The sequence below is a fragment of the Corynebacterium segmentosum genome (assembly GCF_900637825.1).
GTDB lineage: Bacteria > Actinomycetota > Actinomycetes > Mycobacteriales > Mycobacteriaceae > Corynebacterium > Corynebacterium accolens.
In genome coordinates, this window is sequence record NZ_LR134408.1 from 1,229,678 (window position 1) to 1,249,921 (window position 20,244).

17 protein-coding genes are annotated in these 20,244 nt (G+C 60.5%); 2 read left to right on the forward strand and 15 right to left on the reverse strand.

Annotated features, from left to right (window positions below; translation table 11 throughout):
- Positions 1-47 precede the first annotated feature (47 nt).
- Entirely contained in the window at positions 48-860 is an 813-nt protein-coding gene (locus EL217_RS05925; protein WP_232018201.1) for a precorrin-3B synthase, read from the forward strand.
- On the opposite strand, the gene EL217_RS05930 is transcribed toward EL217_RS05925, so the two are convergent.
- The 13 genes from EL217_RS05930 to EL217_RS05990 form a co-directional block, all read right to left on the reverse strand.
- Positions 857-1,603 carry an SDR family oxidoreductase gene (locus tag EL217_RS05930; protein ID WP_126319035.1) on the reverse strand — a complete coding sequence of 249 codons (747 nt, stop codon included), beginning with the start codon at positions 1,601-1,603 and terminating at the stop codon, positions 857-859. The genes EL217_RS05925 and EL217_RS05930 overlap by 4 nt on opposite strands.
- A complete protein-coding gene (locus EL217_RS05935; RefSeq protein ID WP_126319037.1) occupies positions 1,604-2,725 on the reverse strand; it encodes a M24 family metallopeptidase in 1,122 nt (373 codons plus the stop codon). It lies immediately after the preceding gene.
- A 35-nt stretch (positions 2,726-2,760) separates the two neighbouring features.
- The gene (locus EL217_RS05940; RefSeq protein ID WP_126319039.1) at positions 2,761-5,577 is read right to left on the reverse strand and encodes a DEAD/DEAH box helicase; all 2,817 of its coding nucleotides are present in this window, start codon (positions 5,575-5,577) and stop codon (positions 2,761-2,763) included.
- A gap of 21 nt (positions 5,578-5,598) precedes the next feature.
- On the reverse strand, positions 5,599-6,708 hold the full coding sequence (gene tatC, locus EL217_RS05945; protein ID WP_232018209.1) for a twin-arginine translocase subunit TatC: 1,110 nt from the start codon (positions 6,706-6,708) through the stop codon (positions 5,599-5,601).
- 124 nt (positions 6,709-6,832) lie between these two features.
- Entirely contained in the window at positions 6,833-7,102 is a 270-nt protein-coding gene (tatA, locus tag EL217_RS05950; RefSeq protein ID WP_005279210.1) for a Sec-independent protein translocase subunit TatA, read from the reverse strand.
- A 114-nt stretch (positions 7,103-7,216) separates the two neighbouring features.
- Positions 7,217-8,170 (reverse strand): helix-turn-helix transcriptional regulator, encoded by a 954-nt coding sequence (locus EL217_RS05955; protein ID WP_005279208.1) that lies wholly within the window; start codon positions 8,168-8,170, stop codon positions 7,217-7,219.
- A gap of 4 nt (positions 8,171-8,174) precedes the next feature.
- Positions 8,175-9,161 (reverse strand): helix-turn-helix transcriptional regulator, encoded by a 987-nt coding sequence (locus EL217_RS05960; protein ID WP_126319041.1) that lies wholly within the window; start codon positions 9,159-9,161, stop codon positions 8,175-8,177.
- Positions 9,162-9,196: 35 nt separating this feature from the next.
- Positions 9,197-10,576 (reverse strand): Pup--protein ligase, encoded by a 1,380-nt coding sequence (gene pafA / locus EL217_RS05965; protein ID WP_126320040.1) that lies wholly within the window; start codon positions 10,574-10,576, stop codon positions 9,197-9,199.
- Between the two features lie 38 nt (positions 10,577-10,614).
- On the reverse strand, positions 10,615-10,806 hold the full coding sequence (locus EL217_RS05970; RefSeq protein ID WP_005279201.1) for a ubiquitin-like protein Pup: 192 nt from the start codon (positions 10,804-10,806) through the stop codon (positions 10,615-10,617).
- Positions 10,807-10,837: 31 nt separating this feature from the next.
- Positions 10,838-12,382, reverse strand: a complete 1,545-nt coding sequence (gene dop / locus EL217_RS05975) for a depupylase/deamidase Dop (protein WP_126319043.1) — start codon at positions 12,380-12,382, stop codon at positions 10,838-10,840.
- Positions 12,367-13,947, reverse strand: a complete 1,581-nt coding sequence (arc, locus tag EL217_RS05980) for a proteasome ATPase (protein ID WP_023017496.1) — start codon at positions 13,945-13,947, stop codon at positions 12,367-12,369. The genes dop and arc overlap by 16 nt, the downstream gene beginning before the upstream one ends.
- An 82-nt stretch (positions 13,948-14,029) precedes the next feature.
- Complete coding sequence (locus tag EL217_RS05985) at positions 14,030-14,866, reverse strand: tRNA (adenine-N1)-methyltransferase (protein ID WP_005279195.1); 837 nt, start codon at positions 14,864-14,866, stop codon at positions 14,030-14,032.
- 28 nt (positions 14,867-14,894) lie between these two features.
- A complete protein-coding gene (locus EL217_RS05990) occupies positions 14,895-16,148 on the reverse strand; it encodes a M18 family aminopeptidase (protein WP_023017495.1) in 1,254 nt (417 codons plus the stop codon).
- A gap of 46 nt (positions 16,149-16,194) precedes the next feature.
- Here EL217_RS05990 and EL217_RS05995 point away from each other — a divergent pair, with 46 nt between their 5' ends.
- Complete coding sequence (locus EL217_RS05995; RefSeq protein ID WP_023017494.1) at positions 16,195-17,016, forward strand: RecB family exonuclease; 822 nt, start codon at positions 16,195-16,197, stop codon at positions 17,014-17,016.
- A 6-nt stretch (positions 17,017-17,022) separates the two neighbouring features.
- Here the strand turns inward: EL217_RS05995 and EL217_RS06000 are convergent, their stop codons facing one another.
- Both EL217_RS06000 and EL217_RS06005 read right to left on the reverse strand, forming a co-directional pair.
- Positions 17,023-18,690 carry a formate--tetrahydrofolate ligase gene (locus EL217_RS06000; RefSeq protein WP_023028816.1) on the reverse strand — a complete coding sequence of 556 codons (1,668 nt, stop codon included), beginning with the start codon at positions 18,688-18,690 and terminating at the stop codon, positions 17,023-17,025.
- 147 nt (positions 18,691-18,837) lie between these two features.
- Positions 18,838-20,145 carry an anaerobic C4-dicarboxylate transporter gene (locus EL217_RS06005; RefSeq protein ID WP_005279191.1) on the reverse strand — a complete coding sequence of 436 codons (1,308 nt, stop codon included), beginning with the start codon at positions 20,143-20,145 and terminating at the stop codon, positions 18,838-18,840.
- Between the last annotated feature and the right edge of the window lie 99 nt (positions 20,146-20,244).

Here is a 20,244-nt window from a genome sequence, read left to right on the forward strand (position 1 = left end):
GCATTGCTGACGATATGCTGGCAACACTCAGGCTACACTGGCAAGCTATGCATTACCCCGAATTTTTCCAGCACCCCGAGTCCGGCACTTGCCTGCGCCTGCACGTTGTGGGCGGATTTACCAGCCCCAATGATTGGATCCATTTGGGTTATTGCGCGGCGCACTGGGCCGATGGCAGCGTCTACATTCGCCCCAATTCCGCCATCGAGTTGCGGGGAGTTACAGACAAGGCCCAGCTTGCGGCGGAGCTGGATAAATTAGAGTTGCAGAGCTTCCACATTCCCGTGCTGGCCTCTCCCCTTTCTGCCGCGGCGAAGCAGGCCGCGCGCGAGCTGGCCACGCACCTGTATACCGAACAGCCCGGCTTGGAGTCGCTCGCGATTACCACTACCGACGACGATCTCCCGGCTTCTGCCACGCAGGTCAGCATGCGGCTGCTTGACGATGCCACCTTGGATATCATCCAGTCCCCCGCCACCAACAGCCCTACCGCAGGCCTCTCGCTTGCCGATGCCGCAGCCCACCTCCAACGCCTCGGTGCGCAAAGCACCGAGACGAAGGGCACTGGGGCAAGTGGCTCGGAGCTTAACGCGGAACCAGGGCCGATTGGCTGGCTGGACGAGCACCAGGCAGATGGCGTGGTCGACCTTGGCGCGGGCGTCCACCAAGGCGCCATCCCGGCACAGTTCGCGCAGCTTATCGGCCAGCTCGAGGTGGCCATCACCGTCACCCCGTGGGGTGGCTTAGTCTTTCACGACATCGCGGAGGGCGATGCCGAGGTCGTCCTCCGCGTGCTCGCCCCGCGCGGTTTCATCTTCGACATCAACTCGCCCCTGTTGCGGGACGGCGAGGCCGACTAACGCGGCATGTGCCGCCACACGGGTCGGGGCACCAACCGCATAACCCATGCCAATGCTTGCAGCGCCTTTGGGATCCACAGGGTGTGGCTGCGCGCCTGACCGCGGCGGTCATCGGTATCTATGCAGGCGACGACGGCATCGGCGACATCGCCTGGCCGCACCGATAGTGGGGCCGGTTTCATTCCTTGGGTCATGGATCCAATGACGAACCCGGGCCGCGCGGTAATCAGCCCGAGCCCGCTGCCGTGCAACCTGTCCGCGAGGCCCTGGCAAAAAGCATCCAGGCCAGCCTTGGTGGAACCGTAGACATAATTGGCGCGGCGGGCCCGCCACCCAGCGATGGAGGAAAAGGCCACGATATGGCCGCGCGGCATCGATTGCGCCGCCACCGTGAGCACGGAGACCTGGGCGGTGTAGTCAATGGTGGCGATCTGTGCCGCGTGGGCAGGATCGGTGTCCGCCCTATCTTGATCCCCCAGGATGCCAAAGGCGACCACGGTAAGTTCAATGGCGCCGACGCGTTCCTTGGCCTCGGCAAAGATTTGGCGGTGCTGGGAAAAGTCCTCCGCGTCAAAGGACAGCTGGTGGACGCTGCGCGCACCAGCGGCCTTTAGCTGGGAGGTAATCTCCTCAAGCCCATGCGTCCCGCGCGCGGCGAGGACGATGTAGTTGCCACGGGCCACGCGCTGGGCGATTTCGCCGCCGATATCGCTGCGCCCGCCCAAGATCAGTACGCCAGCCACTTAGCGCACTTCGCGTTCAACGACGTTGAGGGACTCGTAGCCATCCTTGGTCAGCACCACGATGTCCTCGAGGCGCATGCCCCACTGGCCCTCCAGGTATATGCCCGGCTCGATGGAAAAGGCCATGCCCTCTTCCAGCGTCAGGTCATTGCCCTCCATGATGAAGGGCTCCTCGTGGGTCGAGAGACCAATACCGTGGCCGGTGCGGTGGACGAATTTATCGCCCCAGCCGGCATCGGCAATAGCCTTCCTCGCAACACCGTCGATTTCTTCGGCCGTGCTGCCGGGCTTGGCGGCGGCGCGGGCGGCTGCCTGGGCATCGTAAAGCACGGCATAGGCGTCCTGGAAGTCCTGCGGCGCCTGGCTGAGATCGCCGCCTACGACGTAGGTGCGGGTGCAATCGGAGTGGTAGCCGGAGGGCAAGGTGCCGCCGAGATCCACGACAACGGGCTCGCCCGCCGCCAGCTTCCGGTCGGAGAAGCTGTGGTGCGGATTGGCGCCATTCGGGCCGGAACCCACGATGACGAAGTCAATGATGGAATGCTCTTGGAGGATGAGCTTTTCCAGTTCATGGGCCACCTCGGCCTCGGTGCGGCCGGGCTGCAGGAGCTCGGGAACCTGCGCATGCACGGCGTCGATGGCCTGGCCGGCCTTGCGCAGCTCCGCGATTTCCGCCTCATCCTTGCGGGTAAACAGCTCCGCGAGCGCGTAGGTGGCAAGGACGTAGTCCGCATCAGATACGAGCCCCTGGAACTGCAGGATATGATCCGCCGTTAGGGATTGGCCCAGCGCGACCTTCGTGATCGACGCAGCGCCCTTGAGAGCGAGCTCGTAGGGATTATCGCCGTCATTCCACCCGCGCAGCTCAACGTCGAGCTTGCCGACGGGCGCCGATTTAATATCCGTGATATCCGTATTCGGCGAGACGATCCACGGCGTGCCGCTTTGGGGAACGGCCAGCACCGTCAGGCGCTCATGGGACGATACCCACGAACCCGTCAGGTAGGCGAAATCGGGGCCGGTGCCAATCAGCAAAAGGTCAATGCCCTGCTGGGCGGCCGCTTCTTGCGCGGCCGCGAGCCGGCGCGAATACACTTCGGGAGAAAAAGCCTGAGTAGTCATGCCCCACAGTCTACTAGCCAGTAGGACGCGCTAGCTTAGGCCCCGATCGCGACGACCCCGCGCTGAATAGCGTCGATTGCGCGGCGCGCGTTGCGCTGAATCTGGCCATCGTAGCCAGTCTTGGCGATTTGCTGCAGAAGGTCCACAACTTGGCGGCACCACCGCACGAAATCACCGGGGGTAAGCTCCGCGCCCGCCTCATTGGCCGCCGCCATGCAATAGCCCAAGGGCGCACCCGCCGCCCACTGGTGAATGGCTAGTGCAAAGCCGGCTTCGGGTTCGCGCGTTGGCGGCAGCCGGTGGCGGCGTTCATCTGCGCTGAGCTCGGTATAGATACGCCAGGTCGCATTCATGGCATCGGCCATGCGGTCCGTTGCCGCCTCCGGCTGGCCCCCAGTGGCCTTCCTGTTTTCAAAGCAGCACAGGGAAGCAACGCCGGCCAATTCCGCTGGATCCAGCTCATCCCAAATGCCGCGCTTCAGGCATTGGGCAACAAGCAGATCGGATTCGCTATGAATCTTGGCTAGGCGCTCACCTTCCTCAGTGATGACCGGCGTGCGATCGCTGCCCGCACCAGAGAACTCGACATAGTCCATCTCCGCGAGCAGATCCACGATGCGTTCAAAGGTGCGGCCCAGCGTATCGGTCGCCTTATTCACCTTGGCCTGCAGCTTTTCGAGGTCGCGCTCGCGCCGTGCCAACTTCTGCGCCACGCCAGCCAGTTGCTCCCTATCGGTGGCGGGCCACTCGTGCGCAGGGTGCTCGCGAATGGCATCGCGCAACTCACCTACCCGCTTATTTGGTCGCAAACGTGGCTTCGACTTCATCCGCTTCGGGCGGTCAAACTTTTCGCGGTAGAAGATATCCTGGATGTACTTGGTATTGCGCCGCGGATTCTTCCGCACCGGCTTCGGGATCTTTATACGGCCCAGCTGAATCGGTGGATTGCTAATCCCGGTGGCATCGATGCGCCCAGACCACCCAGATTCCGTGGTCACCCACGGGCGTGGATCCTCAGTCTGATTAGCCGGGGTGACCACCGCGGCAAGGGTGGGCCGCTTCTTTCCGGCAATCGCGATGACATCACCTAATTGCAGGCGGGCAAGCACCGCGACCACTTCCTGGGTGCGTTGGTGTTCCTTATCAACCTTGGATTGTTTTTCTTCCGCCGTCAGCTCGCGGCGCAGCCGGATATAATCCATGAGCACCTCGGCGGGATCCTCGCCGTCCTTGGCTGGTGGTGCGAGGGCAGCGACGGCATCGTCAAGCTGCTCCCGCAACTCGCGCACGCGATGCTCCGCCCGTTCAAGTTCACGAGTTTCTTCCACCACGGAGCCATCGGCTTGGAACTGTGCAAAAGACTTTTCTAGCAGCCGCAGCGAGTCTTCAAAACCGAGCATGCCCAGCAGGTTAATGGCCATGTTATAGCCCGGCGCAAACGTGGAAATGAGCGGATACGTGCGCGTCGATGCCAAACCGGCGACAAAACGCGGATCCATAGCAGGAGCCCACTGCACGACCGCGTTTCCCAGGGTATCGATTCCGCGCCGGCCGGCACGCCCGGTTAGCTGCGTGTATTGGCCCGGCGTGAGATCCACGTGTGCTTCGCCATTGAACTTAATCAACTTCTCAAGCACCACCGTGCGGGCGGGCATATTAATGCCCAGGGCAAGGGTTTCGGTAGCGAATACGGCGCGCACCAAACCGCGGACGAAGAGATCTTCTACGATGTGGCGAAACGCCGGGAGCATCCCTGCGTGGTGGGCGGCAAAACCGCGCGAAAGCGCCTCGCGCCACCGACGGAAATCCAAGACCTGCAAGTCCTCCTCTGGGATGCCTTCGACGCCGGCATCGACGATGGCCTTGATCTCTTCTGCTTCCTCTTGCGTCGTCAACACCATCCTGCTGCGCAGGCACTGATAGAGGGCGCCATCGCAACCGGCGCGGGAAAAAATAAAGGTAATCGCGGGCAGCATATCTTGCGATTGCAGCACCTTGAGCACCTCCGGGCACCCTAAGGGGCGGTAGCGATCTTGCGGGCGGGAAGAACCGGAACGCCCGCCTGCCTTCCCGTGGAATTCGCTGCGCCCGCCGCCTTTGTAGCGCGCCCTCGCGCGAAAACCCTTGCCAGATTTATAGTCCGCGCGCCCATCATCGCTATCGCCTGCCTCCAAGCGCTGAATGCGGCGCTCTAACTCAGAATTGACCTGGCCGCCGGATTCCGGCTCAAAGAGCGGATAAATCTTGCGGCCCAACATCATCCATTGATCGAGCGGGACTGGACGGTGTTCGGTCACAATGACAGAGGTATCGCCACGGACCGTGGCGAGCCATTCACCGAATTCCTCGGAATTGGACACGGTGGCAGACAGCCCAATGATGGATACGTGGTCCGCCAAGTTCAAGATGACTTCTTCCCAGACCGCGCCGCGGGAGGCATCCGCAAGGAAGTGGATTTCATCCATGACCACGTGAGTAAGCCTATCCAGCGCGGGAGAATCCGCGTAGATCATATTGCGCAGCACCTCGGTGGTCATCACCACGATTTCGGCATCGGCGTTAATGGAGACATCGCCAGTAAGCAGGCCGACGGCATCCTCACCGTGCTCAGCGACGAGGTCGTGGTATTTCTGGTTGCTCAGCGCCTTAATCGGGGTGGTATAAAAGCACTTCGTGCCGCGGCTTAGTGCCAAAGAAACGGCGAACTCGCCAACGACGGTTTTACCTGCACCAGTTGGGGCGCAAACGAGCACCCCTTGGCCATTTTCTACCGCCTCACACCCCTGCACCTGGAACTCATCCAAGGGGTATGGGAGGCCGGCGGCAAAGGTATCCAGGTGAGTTTCAGTCATATTTCACAAGGCTACCCGTGCTTAAAGCACATCGTCGAAAAAGCCGCCTTCATCGGTAGGCCGTTGCGGCCCCTTGCGATCCCCAGCCTGCTGCGAAGTGCTATCCGATGCCCGCTTATCCGCGCGGACAGTCTGCGCTGACGCGCTGGGTGCCGCGGGCTTTGGCGAGGCATACACTCCCGAGGGGGCATCGACAGGCGCGGGCCCGCCTACGCCCGTGGGGCCCTCATCAAGCGCGGACGCGGATTCATCATCGAGATCCATCCATGCAGGGCGCTGCCGGTTCTGGCGTTTATCGTGAACGCGGCAGAACTGGAATGCAATCTCAATGAGCAATAAGAGGCAGGCGGACAAGACCACCATCGAGAAGGGTTCTTGCCCGGGAGTTACAAAGGCCGCAAAGATCATCACGGCGACGATGATGATGCGGCGCTTGCCCTTGACATGGTTATATTCCAAGACGCCAATGAGGTTGAGCGAGACGACCAACAGCGGAATCTCGAAGCTGATGCCGAAGATGAGCAAAAGCGCCAATATGTAATAGAAGTATCGCTCACCAGTTAAAGCTGCAGTTTGGTACTCGGAGCCGATGCCGATAAGGAATTCTAGGCCCACGGACAAGATGAAGTAGGCCAAGATAGCGCCCACCAAGAACAGGAAGACGGCCACAGCGACGAAGCTTAAGGTATAGCGGCGCTCATTCTTATGCAGCCCAGGAACGATGAATGCCCACACCTGGTAGAGCCAGACCGGGGATGAAAGCACCGTGCCTGCCAAGGTGCCGACCTTCAGGCGCAAAATCAGCATCTCGAAGGGGCTGGTGGCAAGCAACCGACACTCGCCGTCGTTATTGAAATTGGCCCGCTTATCTTCCGGCAAAGAGCAATACGGTTCGCGCAGGATTTCTCCCAGCGGCGGAATCCGGAAGGGCGCCTGCTGGTACCAAATGAAACCGATGATCGCGCCGATGACCAAGGCCAGCAAGGAGATGATGATCCTTCGCCGCAGCTCTTGCAGGTGCTGCACCAAGGTCATCTCGCCCGTAGGGTTCTTGGGCTTGCGTGAAAAACCTCGCCGCTTGCGGCGCACGCGGGTTCCTGGTTCGCCGGCAGGGTGGGACTGTGAGGACATCAATTTGGCTCTTTCAACGCACAAGAGCGAACACTACCCTGCCCACTCGATTTCTGAGGGCCGGTCTCCGACACGGCCGACGAGTGCATAGGCAGAGCGTGTTCGCCTTTTTAGCTGGCAGGCGTTAATTCTGAGAGGAAGAGTTTCCCTGCTGGTGGCCAGGTTGCATATCCGGGCGGTTCCAGAACTCCTCATCGGACTGCTGGCGCTTCTGGCTCAATTGAGCTTGCGCCTCAGAGCGCTTGGAGTCCTCCGATTGCATTTCATTGACCTCGGATTTGAAAATGCGCATCGAACGGCCCATGGAACGAGCAAGATCGGGCAATTTCTTCGCGCCAAATAGCAAGATGATGACAAGAACAATCAGGCCGATTTCCAATGGTCCTAAGGTCATAAGATCCTCTTTCGGTTCTTCTTTGCCTGCGCCGGGTAGCCGCCGCGGGCGCTCCCTTCGCGGGGAATAGTCGCGGGGCACGTGTAAGACGCATGTGCGTGCAGTAACTGAAAATTAAGTATAGCCCTTCAACGCGGCATTCCCGCGTTCCGCAATGAGATTCACGATAGATTGCGGGGCTATAACGCGTAACCTATCTGCCTGACCGAGGGCGAAACGAACCACCCAATCTACCGATCCCACCTGCATTGTCGCAGCTATGGTGCCGTTTTCTAGGCGTTTTCCTAGTTGCATGTCGTAGTATTCTGCCAACCAGGTGAATTCTTCGCGGATGGCTAATTCCACGGAATCCGCCGTACCTAAATTAAAGGGTGCCGCAGCGTCGAAATCCAACTCCTTGAGACGCGGATGAGCGGTTTCCTCGGTCAATTCGGCATGCTTGATGCGGTCGATGCGGAAGGTCCTGTGCCCCTGCTTTTCTTCCTCCCACGCCGCGAGATAAGGCTCCGCATCCACGATGAAGATCCGGGCCGGATCAACTAGGCGCTCGGTTTCCTTATTAGATGAAGCACTCCAATAGCGCATCCGGATGCGCCGTTTTTCATTGAGCCCGCGGTTTAAGGTTGCCTGGATATCGGATTCTTGCGGGTCCACCGTCGATAATGTGTCATAAATGCTCAGCGTGCGCTCATCCATAATGGAGCGCAATTTTTCCGCGGCCGACTTAATCGCTCTGGCATCCAGCAGCCCGGGCATAGCCTCGAGGGATTCTAGGGTAAGCAGGAGTGCGCCGGCCTCGGTTGGGGTAAGCCGCAATGCTTGTCCCAGCCCTTGGTCGTTGTAGATGGTGACCCCATCGCGGTAGCTGAAAGAGAGATCGATGAGCTCTTCGGTATTGCGCCCGGTCCCAGAGCAAAATAGCCGGTCCACGGCATCTTTGAGCTCTCCTGGGTCCATCCCCAAATCCGCGGCCGCCTCCATCGGGGTTTTATCCGGATGGTTTTGAAAATACGGGATGAGGTTGAGCGACCGGACGAGCGCTTGCAGTTTATGAGATCCATCGGCCATTGGTTTACTCAGCTCCGTTGTGGTTGGCGGCTGTGCGCAAAAGGTTAATGATGTCAGTGCGCACCTCAGGGGGATCGAGCACTTTTACTTCTGGGGCATAGCCCGCTGCGGTGCGCACCAACCAATCTTTTTGGACCCCGGTCAGCACTACGGTGCCTTCGGCGGTGCGCTCCCCCGCGCTTTCTAGCTCTTGGGCTTGACCTTTAGGGATATGCAGGGTCGCGTCCACCTTTTCGCCACGCTGTAGCGCCTCTTTGACGAGCTTGTCGATGTCCACCGTCGGCTCGATATGCTCAGCCGGCTGGTGGGACCTTTTGATATCGGAAAGCCTTAAGGCGCGGAAGACGCGCGGGGCTGCGCGGTCAACATCGAAGCCAACGATATAGATGCGGCTTTGGTGGTTGACCACTCCCCAGGGATCCATGGTGCGGCGCACTGTCTCTGCTGCCGGGTGGGGGCGGTAGGCAAAGGTAATGCGGACTTTATTTCGCACGGCGGCGAGGACGAAGGTGATGACCTCGGGGGCAAGGCGGGTGATGTCATTGACCGCGGTATAGACGGGCGCGCCCTCCAGGTTGCGAGAAGCGCCCGAGGCGGCGATCTTGGTCCACCCGGACAGGGAGAAATCGCTCAATCCACCAGGGGTTCCCACTCCCCCTGCGATGCCAAGCACCATCGCTTCTTCCGGTGAAAATTCCACCGGCGGGAGCTGATAATTGCTTTGGTCGAGGCGGTATGAGGCCCCGTCTTCCCCACCGGTGTGCACGATGGGGACTCCGGCGCGTTGCAAGGTGGCGATATCGCGTGCCAGCGCCTTGGTAAAAGCCTCGTCGGATTTATCGCTATAGCCTGCGACGTGGCTGCGGATCCAGGCTGCAGAGCGGTCCGGTGAACCACCCGAATTCGCCACTCCTTGCAGCGCAAAGGATAGGTTGGTGAGCCTTTCTACCGCCGCATCCTGCCGGCTCGGCGTGGATCGTGATGCCACCACGTTGTCTACTCTCCCCAGTGCTCAATGTGCACGCCCTAGGCGTGATTATCGTGCATATAGTCTAGCAATGCCTCAACGCGCGGATCGGTGGACGTGAAGGGATCGAGCAGTTCCTCGGTGCGCGGTTCTGGGCGGTTGACCTTCAGCCGCGTCCAATCCACGGTCACGTGCGCGCCGCATTCTTCGGCCGCAGCAAGGAACTTTCCGCGCAGCGCCGCGCGCGTGGTCGGCGGCGCAGCAGATACCGCACGCTCGATGGACTCATCATCGATCCAGCGCTCGACCATCCCGCGGCGCAGCAGGACATCGTATAAGCCTCGCCCGGGCCGGATATCGTGATAGGTCATATCAACCTGCGTCAGCTTCGGATGCGCCCAGTCACCGCCCAAACGGGAGCGGTAGCGCTCGAGCAGCTCGAGCTTGATCACCCAATCAATCTCGCGGTTTACGCCAGAAAAATCTCCGGTCTCGATGGCGCGCAGGATGCGCTCCCACAGGTCAACGACGCGCTCCAATTCCGCCGTGGGCGTGCCGGCGTCTTCGCGGTGAGCAAGCCAATCGCGGGCCTGCGCGCAAAGCTGCTGCTGGACCTCCAAGGCTGTAATGGTTCCCCCGCTAACAAGCGGCAACGGCGTTGAGCCGGTCACATCGCGCGCAATGGAGCGAATGTGGTGGATTGGATCTGCGATCTCGAGCTCGGGTAGCTCGAAGCCTGCCTCCAGCATCTCCAGCATGAGCAGGGTGGAGCCGACCTTTAGTGCGATGGTGGGCTCTGCCATATTGGAATCGCCCACGATGATGTGCATGCGGCGGAAGCGCTTTGAATCCCCATGCGGCTCATCGCGGGTATTGATGATGGGTCTGGAGCGGGTGGTCGCGGACGATACGCCCTCCCATACCTGATCGGCGCGCTGGGATAAGAGGAATTGCGCGGGGTGATCGCCCTTGGCAGGCTGTACCATTCCCGCCCCGCAGATAAGTTGGCGGGTAATCAAGAACGGCAAGAGCGCCACGCCCAGGTCTTTGAGCACCATGTGCCGGCTAATGAGGTAATTCTCGTGGCAGCCAAAGGAGTGCCCGGCGGAATCGACGTTGTTCTTAAAAAGGTAGACCGCGCGCTCGTTTCCTTCTTCGGCCAAAGCGTCTTCTGCCTGCAGGGCCAGCCGGTTCATCACGCGGTCACCGGCGCATTCATGGGCGATGAGCTGGCTGAGGCTATCGCATTCGGCGGTGGCTACCTCAGGGTGCGAGCCGACGTCGAGGTACAGGCGGCTGGCATTGGTGGCAAAGATATTAGACGAGGCGTACTTTTCCACTATCGGCCGGAAGAGCACGCGCGCAACCTCATCCGGGCTTAATGCCCGCTGGTCCTTGGGTGTTGCCGTGGACAAGCCATACTCGGTTTCGATGCCCATAATCCGCCGGGCAAAAACGGGACGGGTGGATTCCACGCCTACTGTCCGCCCTTTTGGACGTACGAGCGGACGAATTCTTCCGCGTTATTTTCTAGCAGGCCATCGATCTCATCCAAGAGATCATCGGTGCCGGAGGTGTTGATATTGAGCTGGGTAGCGGTAAATTCTTCCTCTGACTCGGGGCCATTTCCCCCATTATTGCTAGAAACCTGGCGATTCGAAGTGGACACGGTGTCATCCTTTCGTCATATTAGGTGATCATTACTTACGATACTCGGGCTGGATGCCGATGGCAGCAAGCCCTTCAAGTAACTCCTCTACGCTGCTGGCGCCCTCGATAATGCCTTCGCAGTCCGCGCGGGTAAGGCCGCGGGTATCATCCATGGCCACGGTGGCCCAGACGCCATTGCGGGAGCGCCCGTCCGTAGCACCACGGCGCAGGGTGAGGCTTTGCCAACTGGCGGCGATGATGTCTTCGCCGAATTTCTGCGTTATGCGCCCGCGGAAATATGCTCGGGTGTCGGCGGGCGGCTCGGCCGCAGCGTGGTGTAGGTCTTCAGCGGTAAAGAGCTGGCGCATCTGCCCCTTGCGCACCAGCGCATGGTGGAGCGATTTCTCGGGATCGATTTCCGCGTATTGCAAGTCGATGAGGCGCAGCTTGGGGTCATCTGGGGCGATGCCGCGGTCGAGGTAGCTCTTGATCAACCGGTACTTGGCCACCCAATCTAGGAGGTGGGCGGCCTTGAGGGGGTCATCGGCAAGCAGCTCTACTGCCTCGTCCCAGGCCGCCAGCACCTTGTGGTCGGCGGAAGTCTCCGGCTGCAGGCGGCGACGGTATTCGGCGAGCAGCTCGAGGGCGGTGAGCGTGCGGCCATCGGCAAGCGTGAGCCGGTGGCGCAATTCGAGGTCGCGGCTTACCAGGGGGACCTCCGCGACGGCATCGGCAAGGCGCAGATCGCTAAAGTCCGTGCCGGCCTCAATGGCATCGAGCACCAGCGAGGTCATGCCCAATTTCAGCAGCGTCGAGGTCTGCGACATATTCGCATCGCCGATGATGACGTGCAGGCGGCCGAAGTCATCGTGGATGGCATGGGGCTCGTCGCGGGTATTGATAATGCCGCGGTTGAGGGTGGTTTCCAGGGAGATTTCCTGCTCAATATAATCCGCGCGCTGGGAAATCTGGAACCCCGGTTCCTCGCCAAACTCCCCGCGCCCCATGCGCCCAGCACCAATGACGACCTGCCGGGCCACGAAGAAGGGAATCAGCGCCTGGGCCATGACCGAAAAATCGGTGCTGCGAGCATACTGATAGTTCTCATGCGAACCGTAGCTGGCGCCCTTGCCATCGACGTTATTCTTGTACAACCGCAGCGGCGGGCACGGCTGCCGGTCCGCCAAGACGGACTTTCCCTGTGCTGCTAGCTCCGCGACGGCATCCCGGGCCTGCAGCAGTGTGAAATCGCCGGCGGCGTCATAGAGCGTCGCGTCCCACGCATTCGTGCACTCCGGAGCGGAATACTCGGGGTGGGCATGGTCCACATAGAACCGCGCCCCGCTCGGGGTGACAACATTGGCCACACCAACCGCATTGGGGTCTACCACGGGCACCGTATCGTAGCGCTTGAGATCAAAACCGCGCGAGTCCCGCAAGGGGTGCTCTTCCGCAAAATCCCAGCGCGAACGCGCGCCCGTATACAGCGCAGCATAGGCCACCACCGCATGGGTCGAGGTAATGATTGGGGAATGCTCCGGCGAATCCGGAGTAGAAATACCGTATTCCGTTTCCGTTCCTAGCACACGGGCCACGTACAGCTCCTTCCACTCAAAAGTTCCACACTGGTCACACGCGATCCGCCGTGATCCGCGGAAACGATCTTGCTCCATTCCTCGGGGTTGGTCGAGGTTGGCATGTATTCCGATTCTTCCTGCTCAGCGGCGATGGCGGTGCGCAGGTGCTGCTTGCCGATGCCCCCTTTAACGCCCCCATCGCCTTCCTCCGCGGCGCGCTGCGCACCGTGGTGCGATAACGCCTCCTTGATGGCCAGCTTCTTTGCCCGGGCCAGGATATTGGCGATCATCGCGCCAGAGACGAAATCCCGGTAGTGCAGGACCTGGCGCTGCCCATTGCTAAAGTGCAGCTGTGCAAACGGCCTATCGCTATACAGCTCATCCACGGCATCGCCAATGAGCTCGTCAATATCACCCACATGCGGAATGGACGGATCGAAGTGGCGGGCGAAGATCTCGCGCGCGCCGCGCTTGGTGGGGCGATTGATGCGCACCTTCATATCCAGCCGGCCCGGGCGCATGATCGCGGGGTCAATGAGCTCTTCCCGGTTGGTGGCGCCGATGATGACCACATTGCTCAGGCCCTCCACTCCATCGAGTTCCGTGAGCAACTGCGGCACGACGGTGGTTTCCATATCGGATGAGACCCCTGATCCGCGGGTGCGGAAGATAGATTCCATCTCATCAAAGAAGATGACCACGGGGCGATCCGCGCTGGCTTGTGCGAGCTCGCGTGCGCGCTCAAAAATCAACCGAATGCGGCGTTCGGTCTCACCGACGTACTTATTCAGCAGCTCTGGGCCCTTGACGTTAAGGAAGTAGCTGGAGCCGTCTCCGCCCATCTGGGTAGACAAGGAGTTTGCCACCGCCTTGGCAATGAGCGTCTTTCCGCAGCCGGGCGGGCCATAAAGCAACACGCCCTTGGGCGGTTGCAGGCCATATTGGCGGTAGAGCTCGGGGTGGACAAAGGGTAGCTCGACGGAATCGCGGATCTGCGAAATTTGCTCATCCAGACCGCCGATGTCCTCGTAGCGCACATCGGGTACCTCTTCCAGCGAAAGCTGGGAAACCTCTGCTTGATCGACCTTTTCCACGGCCACGGAAGCCTTTGTATCCAGCAGTACTACCTCGCCCGCGCGCACGCTTTCTTGCAGCGCCTGTGCGAGCAGAACAACGCGGTTATCCCCCGCAGAATTAGCCACGACGGCGCGGCGCTGGTCCAAGCGCTCGACCACGGTGGCAAGCTCGCCAGTCCTCGTAGGAGCGCAGCCTTCGACGACCACGAAGCCATCGCCCAGCCGGACCTGTTGGCCCACCTGCAGGCTGCCCGGCTCCACGTTGGGAGAGACCTTGAGCTGCATGACGCGGCCGTTGGTATAGACCTCCGCGGTGGTGCCTACCTCGCTTTGGTGCGGCGAGTAGGCCAAAAAGACCCCATATGTAGAGGCGGGCTCTGCAAGCGCATTGACCTCAGCAAATAACTGCTCGAGCTCGGCGCGCGATTTCTGTAATAGCTCCACCAGCTTTTGGTTGCGCGCAGCAAGCTGGCTGAGTTGCCGCTTATTATCCGTGGCTTCATCCATGCACACCACTTTAACGTGCGAGCAGCTATGAGCGAGGCCACTTTAGTAATTAATTACACCCGTGTACTTAAAACTGTGCACCTTATTTGCGGGCGCGGCGCTGGGGGCGCGGCGGGGTGACGCCATCGGCAAGCCGCCTGGTCCAAATAAGGAATGCGGTATGCGCGTTCATGCGGTGCTCCGGGCGGGTGGCTAGGCCTTCTACCTTCCATTCGCGCACGAGGGATTCCCACGCCTTCGGCTCGGTAAAGCATTGCAGCTCGCGGATGCCCTCCATGACCTTCATCAGCTGCGGGACCGTTGCCACATAGGTCATGAATACGCCGCCGGGGATCAGCAGATCGCGCACGGTCTCCAGGTTCTCCCAGGGCTCAAGCATGTCCAAGATGATGCGGTCGACCGGGCCGCCGAGGTCCTCAGCGGTAACATCGCCTAGATCGCCTAGGCGCGGCGACCACCACTCGGGGCGGGCGCCAAAGTATTCCTCGACGTTATCGACCGCGTACTCCAAGTGATCGTCGCGGATCTCGTAGGAATAGACGTGGCCTTCGGGGCCCACGGCGCGCAGGAGGGACATCGACAAGGCGCCGGAGCCCGCACCAGCCTCCAGCACGCGGGCGCCCATGAAAATATCGCCCTCGACCAAGATTTGCGCGGCGTCCTTGGGATAAATAACGGCGGCGCCCCGCGGCATCGAGAGGACGTGATCCACCATGAGGTGGCGGAAGAGCAGGAAGGACGAGCCCAAGGTGGACTCGATGACGGAACCTTCATCCATCCCCACGATGTCATCGTGGTTGATTATGCCTTTATGGGAATGGAACTGGCCTCCTTCTTTCAAAATGACCGTGTAGTGGCGCCGCTTGGCGTCCGTCAGCTGCACGCGGTCGCCATAGGAAAAGGGGCCAGAATAAGCCATGCCGCAAAACTCCTCGAGGTTGTGGGTACTAACCCTTCAAGTATGCCTCAAGAGCCCGCGAGAGCCATATTTGGTCCTGCTCGCCCACCATCTCGCGCGCGGAGTGCATCGAAAGCATCGGAACGCCCACGTCGACGGTGTCGATACCCAGCCGCGTTGCGGTAATAGGCCCGATGGTCGAGCCACACGGCACATCGTTATTGCCCACGAAACGCTGCACCGGAACCCCAGCCTTGGCACACGCGGTCTCCCACAGCGCAATCGTCTGGGCATCGGAGGCGTAGCGCTGGTTGCCGTTGATCTTGGTCACTGGGCCCTGCCCAATGATCGGCTGGTGGGTGGGGTCGTGCTTATCCGCGTAATTGGGGTGCACCGAATGCGCGGCATCGGCAGACACGCAGCTAGAACGCGCGAACATCTGGAAGCGCTCCTCTTCATTGGCCCCCAGCGCGCGGGCGGTGCGAGTCAGCACATCCTGCAGGATCGGCCCGGCGGCACCATAGCGGGAGCTCGAGCCCACTTCCTCGTGGTCAAAGGCCATCATGACCAAAATATCGGAGCCGTCATAGTCCTGCGCAGCACGTTGCATAGCCTCCAGCGAGGCGTGCACCGAGGACAGGTTATCCATGCGGCCAGCCGCGATGAACTTTTCGCCCGCGCCAAAGACGGCACCCCGGGCGGCATCGGCCGTAATCAGGTTGAAGGAAGCAATATCCTGCTCAGCGATGCCCGCCTGCTCCCCCACCACCTGCAGGATCGACGCCTCTTCATCGCCCACCGTCAGCACCGGCTGCATGTGCTTTTGGCGGTCCGGCTTGAACTCATCCTTGCGGTACAAGTGGATAGCCAGCGAAGGAAGCCGCAGGACTGGCCCCGTATTCACCAGGTGCTGGCGCCCATCCGTGGTCACAACCTGGCCGGCGACGGTAAGTTCGCGGTCAAACCACGTGTGCAGCAAGGCGCCGCCGTAGATTTCTACCGCGACCTGCTGCCAGCCCGCAGCAGAAAAATCGGGCGTGGGCTTAAGCGCCAGGCCCGGCGAATCAGTATGCGAGCCAACGATGCGGAAACCGGAGTTCTTATCGGCGCCTTCCGGCACGTACCACGCGGTAACCGCGCCGCCGCGGACCATGACGTGCCCGCCAGGTGCGGCCGACCAATCCTCGCGCTCATCCTGAATCTGGAAGCCAGATTCTTGCAGCTGGCGCGCTACCTCATGCGCGGCGTGGTACGACGACGGCGAGGCCGCCAGAAAATCAAGGAACTTATCGGTATAACTCATACCTTCTAGCTTGCCACGAAACTATCGGCGATAGGCTAGATACACCATGGCTACTTCATCTACTCCCCGCCCTCTTGCCCTGTCGCCCTCGCGCGCCTCCGACTACCAGCAGTGCCCGCTGCTCTATCGATTCCGGGCCATCGACAAGATTCCCGAGCCCAAGACCATCGCCCAAGTTAAGGGAACCCTGGTCCACGCGGTCCTAGAAGAAACGCATAAACTCCCGCGTGAAGAGCGCACCTACCCGGCAGCGGTAAAGATGATTAAACCAAGCTGGGCCGCGATGACAGAAAGGGACGCTGAACTGCTCGAGCTCGTGCCCGAAGAAGAAACGTATGACTTCTTCGTCGCGGCCCGCGAGCTGCTCAAGGGCTATTTCCAGATGGAAAACCCGCAGGGCTTCGACTGCCAAGAAACCGAGATGTATGTCAATACGGTCCTGCCCAATGGCGTACCCGTGCGCGGGTTTATTGACCGCGTGGACCGCGCGCCCACCGGCGAGGTGCGCGTCGTGGATTATAAGACGGGAAAGAAACCGGCACCGCGCTTTTCCCACAGCGCCCAATTCCAGATGCGGTTTTATGCCCTGGTGTACTGGCGCCTGCTGGGCACCATCCCCCACCAGCTGCGGCTGATGTATCTCAAGGTGCTGGATTCGATGTTTTTAGCTCCTACCCAGGAGGAACTCGAATACTTCGAGCGCGATCTAGGCCAACTGTGGGCCAAGATTGAAGCCGATGGGCGCGCCGGGGATTTTCGCCCGAAGCGCTCCAAGCTCTGTGATTGGTGCGCGCATCAGGCGATCTGCCCTGAATTTGGCGGCACGCCACCGGAGTACCCGGGGTGGCCGGGCTCCGCGGCGGATTAACTCCTTTTAGAACAGTCCGGATACCGTGCCATCGGCGGCGACGTCGATATTATTGGCCGCCGGCTTCTTGGGCAGGCCCGGCATGGTCATCACGTTGCCGGTAAGCACCACGATAAACCCCGAACCGGTGCGCGGCAGTAGCTCACGCACGTGCAGCGTGTGGCCTTCCGGAGCGCCCAATGCGGTTGCTTCATCCGAGAAGGAATACTGCGTCTTGGAAATGACCACGGGTAATTTATCCCAGCCATTGTCCTTGATGTATTGCAAGTCCTTCACAGCCTTTGAGCCGTATTCCACGCGGTCCGCGCGGTAGATCTCGCGGGCGATGGTCTCGATGGAGGCCTCGATGCCTTCTTCCGGATCGTAGAGCTGCTGCGCGCCGCCCTCGAGGTTCTCCAGCAAGGTCTCGGCCAGCTTCGTCGCTCCCGCGCCGCCTTCGGCCCAGACGTTGGCCTCTTCCAAGGCCACGCCGAAGTCCTTGGCCCAATCGCGCATAAACTGGCGCTCCGCCTCGGTATCGGACCAAAAGAGGTTCAGCGCGACGACAGGCTTGATCCCAAACTTGCGCAGGTTTTCTACGTGGCGCTCAAGGTTGACGATACCCTTCTGCAGCGCCTCAAGGTTTTCCTCGGTGAGCTTGTCCTTGGCAACGCCTCCGTTGTACTTCTGCGAGCGGATCGTCGCCACAACCACCGCGCCGGCCACGTCCAGGTCACCAAACCGGGACTTGATATCCATAAACTTCTCGCCGCCAAGATCCGCGCCGAAGCCGGCTTCAGACAGCACGATATCTCCGAACTGCAGGGCGGTCTGCGTCGCCAGCAAGGAGTTGCAGCCGTGCGCGATATTGGCGAAGGGACCACCGTGCACGAGTGCGGGAACCCCGCCGAGGGTTTGCACGAGGTTCGGGTTCAAGGCATCGCGCATCAATGCGGTCAGCGCACCTTCCGCATCGAGCTCGCGCGCGGTTACTGGGCGCTGGTCATAGGTAAAGCCGACGGTAATATCGCCTAGGCGCTGCTTGAGGTCATCGAGGCTCGTCGCCAAGCACAAAATGGCCATGATCTCGGAGGCCGCCGTAATGGTAAAGCCAGTTTCTGCCGGCACGCCGTGTGCCGATCCACCAAGGCCGGTCACCACGTTGCGCAGTGCGCGGTCGTTCACGTCGACGCAGCGCTGCCACGTCACGCGGCGCGGGTCGATGCCCAGCTGGTTGCCCTGGTGAATGTGATTGTCGATGATGGCCGCCAGCGTATTCGTTGCCGCGGCAATGGCGTGGAAGTCACCGGTGAAGTGCAGGTTGATATCCTCCATCGGCACAATCTGGGCGTAGCCGCCGCCCGCGGCACCGCCCTTGATGCCCATGACCGGGCCCTGGGATGGCTCGCGGAGGGCCACGATGGCCTTCTTCCCAATCTGGTCCAAGGCATCGGTCAAGCCGATAAGCACCGTGGATTTTCCCTCGCCGGCAGGTGTTGGGGAGACTCCTGTCACCAGCACGAGCTTGCCGCGCTTGTCTTTGGCGTAGTCCACCTTGGTGATATCCACCTTGGCCTTCGTGGAACCAAAGGGAATTACTGCATCTTCAGGGATACCTGCTTTGGCTGCGATCTCCGCAATCGGCTGCAGGTTATGGGCTTGTGCGATTTCAACATCGGATGGCTGCGTAGTCATAGCACCTACCCTACCGATTTCTGACATAAGCCAAGTCGCATGGGGTAAGAAGTGTGAGACACAACATTCTTCGGGTGGGGTTGCCACATAAAAGTGGCGCCCTCTCTGCGGAGAAGACGCCACTGGGAATGCGAATTGAAGGACTCGCTAGATGATTACCGCGCCGAGTGCGTAGCCCAAGAGCACGGAACCGACAATGCTGACCACGCCGGGGATGAGGAATGGGTGGTTAAAGACGGCCTTGCCGATCTTGGTCGTGCCCGTATCATCCATTTCGACTGCTGCCAGCAACGTTGGGTAGGTAGGCAGGATGAACAGGGCAGATACTGCCGGGAATGCGGCCACGGCGGTAACCGGGCTTACTCCCAGCGCCAAGGCGGCGGGCATGAGTGCCTTGGTGGTGGCGGCCTGCGAGTACAGCAGGGCTGCGGCGAAGAAGAGCACTACTGCCAGCAACCATGGCGAAGCTTCGATGACGTCGCCAGCCAAGGCCTGAATATCGTCCAAGTAGTGGTTGATGAGGGTGGTTCCCAACCACGCGACACCCAGCACACAGATGCAGGCAGACATGCCCGATTTAAATACCGGGGTGTTGAGGACGTCAGCTGCCGGAATCTTGGTCTTGAGCACGATGATCGTTGCGGCCGAAAGCATGACCGTCATAATCGCCTCATTGCGCGGCAACGTGGGATCCGTAATGAGACCAACCTGCTCGGAAGAAATGGTAGCCCATGCCATGACGATAACGATGGCGATAAGGAAGATAACGACGGAAGACTTAGCGCCTTCCTTTGGCTCATATTTGCTAGCACCAATCGGCTCTTTGACTAGGCCCTGCGCCTTGCGCTCTTGGTAGACGGGGTCATCTTCCAGTTCCTTGCCAAACCTATTGGCCAGCCACGCTGCCGGGAAGATGGACAGGAAGGTAGCTGGAATCAGCACGCCGAGAACCTGGAGGTACCCCACGCCCATGGGCTCAAGCAGGCCAGCCAGGATGACCACCGCGGCCGAAATCGGTGAGGCACAGATACCCATCTGCGCGGCGACGACCGCGATAGACAGCGGGCGCGACGGGCGGACCTTGCCCTCCTTGGCCACCTCGACGATCACCGGCAGCGTAGAAAAGGAGGTGTGGCCGGTACCGGCAAGGACCGTCATCAGCCACGTCACAATGGGTGCGTAGTACGTAATTTTCTTAGGGTTTTTGCGCAGGAACTTCTCGGCCACGTGAACCAAATAGTCCATGCCGCCGGCTTTTTGCATGGCGGCGATGGCCGCAATCACCGTCATGATGATGGCGATGACATCGAACGGAATGTCTTCCCTAGTTACGGGAACTCCCGCAACACCCAAAAGGAGAACGCCCAGGCCACCGGCCATGCCGATACCTATGGACCCAATTCTCGCACCCAAGATAATGGCCGCGAGAACGATGACAATATGAACAATAACCATGGATACACTCCACACGTTCTCAACTACACGTAGTGGACCCGCCTTGACCTGCCGGTCGTGGACCACCCTTACACTTCTATTTTGCCCTGAATGTGTTGT

Bases quoted from the DNA above. Each gene is read 5' to 3' on its own strand.
- EL217_RS05935 (WP_126319037.1), bottom strand. From the start codon at position 2,725: ATGACTACTCAGGCTTTTTCTCCCGAAGTGTATTCGCGCCGGCTCGCG.
- EL217_RS05990 (WP_023017495.1), bottom strand. From the start codon at position 16,148: ATGAGTTATACCGATAAGTTCCTTGATTTTCTGGCGGCCTCGCCGTCG.
- EL217_RS06005 (WP_005279191.1), bottom strand. From the start codon at position 20,145: ATGGTTATTGTTCATATTGTCATCGTTCTCGCGGCCATTATCTTGGGT.
- EL217_RS05925 (WP_232018201.1), top strand. From the start codon at position 48: ATGCATTACCCCGAATTTTTCCAGCACCCCGAGTCCGGCACTTGCCTG.
- tatA (WP_005279210.1), bottom strand. From the start codon at position 7,102: ATGACCTTAGGACCATTGGAAATCGGCCTGATTGTTCTTGTCATCATC.
- EL217_RS05955 (WP_005279208.1), bottom strand. From the start codon at position 8,170: ATGGCCGATGGATCTCATAAACTGCAAGCGCTCGTCCGGTCGCTCAAC.
- EL217_RS05995 (WP_023017494.1), top strand. From the start codon at position 16,195: ATGGCTACTTCATCTACTCCCCGCCCTCTTGCCCTGTCGCCCTCGCGC.
- EL217_RS06000 (WP_023028816.1), bottom strand. From the start codon at position 18,690: ATGACTACGCAGCCATCCGATGTTGAAATCGCACAAGCCCATAACCTG.
- tatC (WP_232018209.1), bottom strand. From the start codon at position 6,708: ATGTCCTCACAGTCCCACCCTGCCGGCGAACCAGGAACCCGCGTGCGC.
- EL217_RS05985 (WP_005279195.1), bottom strand. From the start codon at position 14,866: ATGGCTTATTCTGGCCCCTTTTCCTATGGCGACCGCGTGCAGCTGACG.
- arc (WP_023017496.1), bottom strand. From the start codon at position 13,947: ATGGATGAAGCCACGGATAATAAGCGGCAACTCAGCCAGCTTGCTGCG.
- EL217_RS05940 (WP_126319039.1), bottom strand. From the start codon at position 5,577: ATGACTGAAACTCACCTGGATACCTTTGCCGCCGGCCTCCCATACCCC.
- pafA (WP_126320040.1), bottom strand. From the start codon at position 10,576: ATGGGCATCGAAACCGAGTATGGCTTGTCCACGGCAACACCCAAGGAC.